This is a genomic window from Rhodococcus sp. DT1 (assembly GCF_049844875.1).
Classification (GTDB): Bacteria; Actinomycetota; Actinomycetes; order Mycobacteriales; family Mycobacteriaceae; genus Rhodococcus.
Genome location: NZ_JBNCLW010000006.1, coordinates 315,622 through 323,254 on the forward strand (window position 1 = coordinate 315,622; position 7,633 = coordinate 323,254).

A 7,633-nucleotide genomic window follows, 5' to 3' on the forward strand; every position below is an offset into this window, starting at 1 on the left:
ACGCGGTCGGGCGTGTCGCCCAGTCGCTCATTCCCCGGCGACGAAGCTCTGGGCTTCGACACCGCAAAGAACGGGACCGAATGCACTCATACGAGCGCACGCTGGTACTGCTTCCGTCTTGCTTTGTGGCCGCAACCAACCCTCGGGCCGATCAGCGACTGTCACGATTTCCCGATCCGAGCCGCGAAACAACCCATGGCCCGGTCAAGGCAACCCGACCAGTATGCAGGAGTCCACGCGAGAGTTCAACTCGGCGCCCTTCGTGGTCTCGCTCACCCGGCAACCGGGCGCCGGTTACCCCACCGGGTTCATCGCGGGCGTGCGCAACGGCGCCGCCGCGCCGACGGTGTTGGTGGGATCGGGCCCTCGCCCCGGCTGCACACTCCCCACCTCGGGAACACGAGCGATCGCCGGTACGAGTACCGGTTCGTCACGCCAAATCGGTACTGCTGCTTGCACTTCCAGGCCGATCGCGATGAGTTCGGCATCCTGCCAGGGGCGCGCGCCGAGTTGCACCCCGACCGGCATCCCCGTGTCCCCCGACCGCCCCGCCGGAAGCGTCACCACGGGCGCGCCCGCGTAGTTCGCCCACCGCACGTCGCCCACCACACCCGCCGTGACGCTGACGCCGAGGAACTCGTCGCGACGCGCACCGTCGACCGCCGACCCCGCCACCGCAATGGCATCGAGATCCTGATCGGCGAACATCCGGTTGTACTCCGATTGGTAGCGAAGCCGGTCGCGTTCGAACTGGAAGTAGTCACCGACAGGCACCCCCAGCGACGCGACGGCCGCGGACACCAGCACCGCCTTGTCCGGCCGGTACAGCCCGAGCCGATCTGCGAACTGCTGATGGTAGGAGCCCATCTCCACCTGATCGCCCGTCGCGAGCGACGACGGCAGAGGCGGCATGGTCACCGGCACGGTCACAGCGCCGAGCGAACGTACGACGTCGAGGAATCCGTCGACGACCCGCTGCACCGCGGCCACGGGTGCGGGACGGGAATCGACCGGTACCCCGATCCTGATTCCGGAGAGAGGCGCCGCCCCGCCGCGAGCGGCGAGCGGGTATCCGCCCTCCGGAACCGGGCGCCCGAGGGACGTGATCGGATCGTCGGCGTCCGGTCCCGCGAGCACGGACATGAGCAGGGCCGCGTCTCCGAGACTGCGCGCCATCGGCCCGACATGGTCTCGGGTCCAGGTGAGCGGGATCATGCCGTACGACGTGATCGCCCCGTAGGTGGGTTTGATCGACGAGACTCCGCAGGCACTGGCGGGCAGTCGTGCCGAGCCTCCGGTGTCACTGCCCAGAGCGAGGGGCACGAAGCGCGCCGCGAGAGCGGCTGCACTGCCTCCCGAAGAGCCCCCGGGCGAGAATCTCGTGTTCCAGGGGTTGCCGACCTGTGGGGTCGTGACCCCGATCGCGAACTCGTCGGTGTGCGTGTGACCCATGAGTACCGCGCCGGCCGCGTCGAGCCTCCGCCACACCCCCGAGTGACCGGCTGCGATGTTGCCCTCGAGCACCCGGCTCGACGCGGTCAACGGCAGACCGGATACCGCGAAGATGTCCTTGAGCGCGATCGGCAGCCCGCACAACGGGGAGATGTGCGTCTGCTCGCGTCGCGCGCGGGCGAGACGCTCCCCCGCCGCATCGGCCGCCTCGTACGCGAGTTCGGGATAGAGCCGCACCCAGGCACCGACGTCACCGTCGAAGGCGCGGGTGCGGCTGAGGCACGACTCGAGCAACTCGCGGGGATGCAACAGGCCGGCGCGCAGAAGTGCAGCGGCGTCCACGGCGCTCATCAGCGCCGGATCGCCGGCGGTGACCGTCTCCGGCTCCGGCAGTCTGTGCCGAGCTGCCCGAGAGGTAGCGGCCGAGACCGAACCCCAGGCGACCAGTCCGCCCGCCGCTCCCCCGATCAACTGCCGACGCGTTACTGGGACTGCCACGCCCCCAGAAGACCACGGATCGGCCGGATTCGCCGGTCGGGGGTGTCCCGTTGTGATCTTGTCTCGAAAACGGCGCGGCGGCTCGATTCCTCCCACCATCCGTTGCCAGAGGCCCGCCGATACACCATTGGACCCGCCTCGTTGCAGTGACGCCGGTAACATCGCCTCTCGACGGCAGCGCATCCGTCATGGTCGGCGGCACCGCCGCCGGCGGGAAGACGAAGTCCCGATGCAGGGCGGGACCGAGTTCGACGGTGGAGTGTGATGCTGAACAGTCATGATCAGGCAGTCCTCGTGGAGGACGTGCACAAGTCTTTCGGCGATGTCGAGGCCCTCGACGGGATCGGTTTCACTGCCGCTGCGGGGCGTGTCCTCGCCATTCTGGGACCCAACGGAGCCGGAAAGACCACGATGGTCAAGGTCCTGTCGACGTTGTTGCGCCCCACTTCCGGGCGAGCGGTCGTTGCGGGACACGACGTCGTCACCGACGCTGCGGCGGTGCGCCGATCCATCATGATGACCGGCCAGTTCGCGGCGCTCGACGACACGCTCACGGGCCGGGAGAACCTCGTGCTCTTCGGCCGGCTGATGGGTCTCGACAACGCATCGGCGAAGCGGCGCGCCGACGACCTCCTCCGCCAGTTCGATCTGGTCGAAGCCGCTCGCCGCCCGGTGAAAGGCTACTCCGGCGGCATGCGACGCCGCGTCGACATCGCCTGCGGACTGGTGGTCCGCCCGGAGGTGGTCTTTCTCGACGAGCCGACCACGGGACTCGATCCGCGGAGCCGGCAGGGCGTGTGGGCGCTGGTGTCGGCGCTCAAGGACCAGGGGATCACGGTGCTCCTGACGACCCAGTACCTCGAAGAGGCGGATGTACTGAGCGACAACATCATCGTGATCGACAAGGGCACCGTCATCGCCGAGGGCACAGCCAACCAGCTCAAGGCATCGGCAGGAGGCAGCTTCTGCGAGATCGTACCGGTCGAGCCCCGCGCCCTCCCGGCCATCGCGCAGGCGCTCGGTGACATGGTGCCGCCGGACGCTCGCGCGGCGTTCCCCCTCGGGACCGAAGGAGACGAGGACAGGATCTCGATCCCGGCACCCGACGGCGCCGCGACCCTCACCGAGGCTCTTCGGCGCCTCGAACCGCTCGACGTGGACCTCGCAGATATCGGGCTTCGGAGGCCGTCGCTCGACGATGTGTTCCTGCGTCTCACCGGACACACCGCGACGCCCGTACCGGGTGAGTCGCCGGCGGACCCGTCCGCCGGAGAACGACCGGAGGCGGCGGTGGCGGGGGAACTACCGTGACGACACGCACCGATCGGGCGCCGCTCCCCGACCCTCCGTCGACCGGCTCGTCCACTCCGGGTTCGGGCGACAGCCCCGGAGGAGACCATCGCCGGATCGCGCCCGCCGCCTCGAAGCAATGGTGGGTGCTGACCACGCGCGCGCTGCGGACGATGGCGCGCAACGGCGAACTCGTGGTCGCGGTGATAGCGCCGGTCGTCTTCGGACTCGGGTTCTACCTACCTCTCAAGTTCGTGATGCAGCTCCAGGGCATCGACTACGCGCAGTTCCTGATGCCGATCATCGTGTTGCAGTCCATGGCGTTCACCGCGATCTCCGCGGCTCAGCTTGCTGCGTCGGAGGCATCGACCGGACTGACGACACGAATGCAGACGATGCCGGTGGTGGCTGGGATACCGATGCTGGCCAGATTGGCGGCCGGGACGGTCCGGTCGATCGTGTCGCTGATTGCGGCCATCGGATTCGGCTATGCGATCGGTTTCCGGTTCTCGGCGGGATTCGGCCAGGCGGCCTTGTTCTGCGCGACCGCACTCGCCATCAGTGTTCTGCTGTGCCTGGGCGCCGACGCGATCGGAAGCCTGTCCAAGAGCCCGGAGGCGACGTCTCAGGCGCTGACACTCCCGCAACTGATCCTCGGGATGCTCTCGTGCGGATTCGTGCCCGAGAGTGGCTTTCCCGAATGGATCAGGCCGTTCGTCCGCAACCAGCCCATCTCGCAGTTCTCCTTCGCGATGCGCGACATGGCGCAGGACGGCGTGACATGGGAAGTCTTCAGGCCGAGTGCGTTCTGGATGATCGGGCTCGCTGTGGTCTGTCTTCCGGCAGCTCTCTGGGCCACGACGAGGAGGGGGTGAGCGAATGAGCGACACCGTCGAATCACGCCCGAACGGCACGGTTGTGTACCCGGCAGCCGACCATGCGCGGGACGAGAACTCTCTCCCCGCGTTGTGGGAGCACAGCCGGTTGCAGTGCGGGCGCCTCCTGCTGCGGTGGGCGCGCGATCCGGTAACTCTGATCCAGGCGTTGATCTACCCGGCGCTGACGCTGGTGATGTTCCGGATCGTGCTCGGGGACAGCATCACCGCCGCGACCGGGCAATCGTCGATCTTCGGTACCGTTCCCATGATCGTGCTGGTGGGCGCGATGTTCGGGTCGGTGGTGAGCGCGGTCGGGCTGCGCGCCGAGCGCGACTCCGGACTGCTGGGACGCTTCTACACCCTGCCGATCCATCGTTCGGCCGGCCTCGTGGGCCGCCTCATGGCAGAGACGATACGAGTCTTCGTGACCTCGCTCGTGATCGTCGCCGCGGGGATGGTGATGGGTTTCCGGTTCACCCAGGGCCTCGGCGCTTCCGTCCTGCTTTTCGTGGTGCCGCTGATCTTCGGTATCGGCTTCGCGATGATGGTGACGGTGCTGGCAACCGTTCCCGGACGAATTCCCCTGGTGGAACTGGTGTCGATCGTCTGCACGATGCTCATGTTCTTCAACTCGGGATTCGTGCCGGTGATGGCATACCCGACCTGGCTCCAGCCGATCGTGGCCAACCAGCCGATGTCGTGCGCAATCGACACGATGCGCGCGCTGGCGATCGGCGGCCCGGTGGCCGAACCGTTCGTGAAAACGCTTGCGTGGTCGCTCGGAACCGTGGCGGTGTTCCTCGTTCCGGCGATCAGAGGGTACCGGCGCGCGGCGCAGAACGGCTGACGAACCGGGCAGTCCAGGCGGCAGAAAGCAGTGAAGCCTCTCCCACAGGTGGGAGAGGCTTCACGCGTTCACAGCCGATGTCAGATGCCGAGGGCCTTCTGCAGCACAGGCCACGAATCCTTCAGGTCGTCCTGCCAGTACTTCCACGAATGAGTGCCGGAGTCACGGAAGTTGTAGGTCGCGGGGATGTCCAGCTCGTCGAGCCGGTCGCGAAGATTGTGAGTGCAGTAATTCGTCGCGGCTTCGATGACACCGCCCACGACCACCTGATTGGCGAGAATCTCCACCTTGCCGTCGATCTCCGGGCCGTAGAGGGTGTCGTACTGTCCGGGCAGTCCGTTGCCGTTGGAGATATAGAGCTCGAGACCCCGAAGTTTCTCGGCGTTGACGTACGGGTCCTTCTCCACCCAGGTCGGATCGTCGGTTTCACCCCACATATTGCGAGTGTCGCCCCCGCCCCACACCTCGGTGGTGATCTTGACGAACTCCTGCCCGATCGGATCGGAGGTCTGCGCACATCCGCTGTAGGCGGCCACACCCTTGTAGAGACCCCCGCCCGCGATCGCGAGCTGGAGCACCGAGGTACCCGATGAGGACAAACCGGCGATCGCGTTCACACCGTTGGTTCCCAGCGCCGCATCGATCAGCGGAGGAACCTCCTTGGTCAGGAAGGTCTCCCATTTGTTCACGCCGAGGGCCGGGTCCTCCTGATTCCAGTCGGTGTAGTAGCTCCACTTACCACCGACCGGCGAGACGACGTTGAGATTCTTGTCCTTGAAGAAGTCGATGGCGTCGGTACGGTAACGCCACGTCGCGCTGTCTTCTCCGCCACCGGCACCGTTGAGCAGGTACAGCGTGGGGCGCGGTTCACTGATGTCTGCCGGACGCCATACGTCGAGCAGGATTTCCTTGTCCATCGAGGCCGAGTATACGTAGACCAGCAACTGCTGCTCGTCGTACTTTTCGATGCGGCTGATGTGCGATCCGTTCTCGCTCGTCACCGACTCGAGCGGCTGCAGGGTGTCCGCGACCGGATCAGCCGCTGCCGGGGAGACCAGCAGAGCGGAAGAGAACAACGCGCATGCTGCGCCTGCAGTCAGGACGCGAAGTCGTCCGGATCCTCGTCTCGGATGCTTCATACGGTTCTTTCACCTTTTTCGGGTTGGACAGCGTGGTCGACATCAACGGCGCCTCGTCCGAGGCGAGTACGAACGGAACGTACCCGATCGCAGCCTACGTACAGTTACATGCGTCGCATTCCAGCGGCAACTTGTTACACCACATTCCGTTTGAGGTAGTGGTCGAGCACGGGGCCGATCTCCGCGAGCGCCTCCGTCGAGGTCATGTCGTCGTGGCTGAAGTCGATCGGTACATCGGTGACATGTCCGGTCACGAGGTGAGCCCACCGCTTCGCCGCTCCGTGCCGGGCGGGCGGATGGTTGGCTGCACTGAAATACAGGATGTCACCGTCGAACGTTCCCGGGAGATGCGATGCGATCAGTTGTCCCGATCGGACGGCGCTTCGGTACAAGTTGCGGAAACGCTCGAGGGTGAGCGCGCTGAGCGCAGTCACGTCCTGTGCCATCGTGTCCCAGAGTCTTCGGATGTGTTCGTCGGACAGGGCAGCCACATCGTCCGAGTCCTCGAGCATCACGCCGATCTGTGCGAGGTTGGCGCGAATGGCACGGCGGAACTCCGCTGCCTCGAGATCCCAGTGGCTGTCCAGCATCACGAGGCTTTCCACGAACTCGCCCTGCTTCTGCAACTTCACGGCGACTTCGTGTGCCACCACTCCTCCGAGCGACCATCCCATCAGGTTGTACGGTCCCTCGGGCTGCGCCGTCCTGATCTCCCGGAGATAGTCGTCCGCCATCTCCGCGATGGTTCCGGGAAGGTAGTCGTTGTCCGACAGTGCGCGCGTCTGTATCCCGTACAGGGGCCGATCGTCCACGAATCCGGTCAGGCCCGAGTAGGTCCACGCGAGTCCGTACATCGAATGGATGCAGAACAACGGGTTTCCGGAACCGTGCGTACGGAACGGCAGCAGAACCTGTACGGCGCCGTCCGTGAGCGGATCGAAGTCCTCCTCGCTCCCGGCATCGGTTTCGATGCGGTGCGCGAGTGCAGCTACCGAGGAGTCGGTGAACAACCACTGGACCCGAACTTCGACCCCCGTCTCCTTCTGCAGCCGGCTGGCGACCTGCGTCGCGACCAGGGAGTTGCCACCGAGCTCGAAGAAGTTGTCGTCGAGACCGACCCGCTCGAGACCCAACACATCCGCAAACGTCGACGCCACACTCTGTTCGACGGTTGTCTGCGGCGCCCGGAACTCGCGAGCTTCGAAGGTAGGGGAAGGCAACGCCTTGCGGTCCAACTTGCCCGACGAACCCACCGGCAACTCATCGAGCACCATCAAGACCGACGGCACCATATACGCGGGCAACAACCCCGAGACGAACCCCGCCAACTCGTCACGATCCACAGTCTCGCCCGCAACAGGAACCACATAACCCACCAGCTGATCCCCGAGATCAGAGGCCGACACCACCACCGCAGCCTGGCTGATCGACTCGTGCGACACCAACGCCGCCTCGATCTCACCGAGCTCGATCCGCAACCCCCGCAACTTCACCTGAAAATCGGTACGACCGATGTACTCCAACTCCCC

6 protein-coding genes are annotated in these 7,633 nt (G+C 65.8%); 3 read left to right on the forward strand and 3 right to left on the reverse strand.

Annotated elements, in window-relative coordinates:
• Positions 1–294: 294 nt before the first annotated feature.
• The gene (locus ACLQ3J_RS17565; protein ID WP_425904016.1) at positions 295–1,950 is read right to left on the reverse strand and encodes an amidase; all 1,656 of its coding nucleotides are present in this window, start codon (positions 1,948–1,950) and stop codon (positions 295–297) included.
• A gap of 264 nt (positions 1,951–2,214) precedes the next feature.
• Here ACLQ3J_RS17565 and ACLQ3J_RS17570 point away from each other — a divergent pair, with 264 nt between their 5' ends.
• The 3 genes from ACLQ3J_RS17570 to ACLQ3J_RS17580 are packed head-to-tail and all read left to right on the forward strand — an operon-like array spanning position 2,215 to position 4,965.
• Complete coding sequence (locus ACLQ3J_RS17570) at positions 2,215–3,261, forward strand: ATP-binding cassette domain-containing protein (protein WP_169619974.1); 1,047 nt, start codon at positions 2,215–2,217, stop codon at positions 3,259–3,261.
• Positions 3,258–4,115, forward strand: coding sequence for an ABC transporter permease (locus tag ACLQ3J_RS17575; protein WP_169619975.1), 858 nt, complete (start codon positions 3,258–3,260; stop codon positions 4,113–4,115). Before ACLQ3J_RS17570 ends, ACLQ3J_RS17575 begins: the two co-directional genes overlap by 4 nt.
• Before the next feature lie 4 nt (positions 4,116–4,119).
• On the forward strand, positions 4,120–4,965 hold the full coding sequence (locus ACLQ3J_RS17580; RefSeq protein WP_169619976.1) for an ABC transporter permease: 846 nt from the start codon (positions 4,120–4,122) through the stop codon (positions 4,963–4,965).
• 80 nt (positions 4,966–5,045) lie between these two features.
• Here ACLQ3J_RS17580 and ACLQ3J_RS17585 read toward each other — a convergent pair whose 3' ends face one another.
• Together ACLQ3J_RS17585 and ACLQ3J_RS17590 are read right to left on the reverse strand one after the other, a co-directional pair.
• Positions 5,046–6,104 (reverse strand): alpha/beta hydrolase, encoded by a 1,059-nt coding sequence (locus tag ACLQ3J_RS17585; RefSeq protein ID WP_169619977.1) that lies wholly within the window; start codon positions 6,102–6,104, stop codon positions 5,046–5,048.
• Positions 6,105–6,238: 134 nt separating this feature from the next.
• The coding region (locus ACLQ3J_RS17590; protein WP_425904018.1) for a thioesterase domain-containing protein at positions 6,239–7,633 on the reverse strand (1,395 nt) is incomplete at its 5' end.

Excerpts from the sequence above, each read along its gene's own strand:
- ACLQ3J_RS17585 (WP_169619977.1), bottom strand. The coding sequence starts at position 6,104 with ATGAAGCATCCGAGACGAGGATCCGGACGACTTCGCGTCCTGACTGCA.
- ACLQ3J_RS17580 (WP_169619976.1), top strand. The coding sequence starts at position 4,120 with ATGAGCGACACCGTCGAATCACGCCCGAACGGCACGGTTGTGTACCCG.
- ACLQ3J_RS17570 (WP_169619974.1), top strand. The coding sequence starts at position 2,215 with ATGCTGAACAGTCATGATCAGGCAGTCCTCGTGGAGGACGTGCACAAG.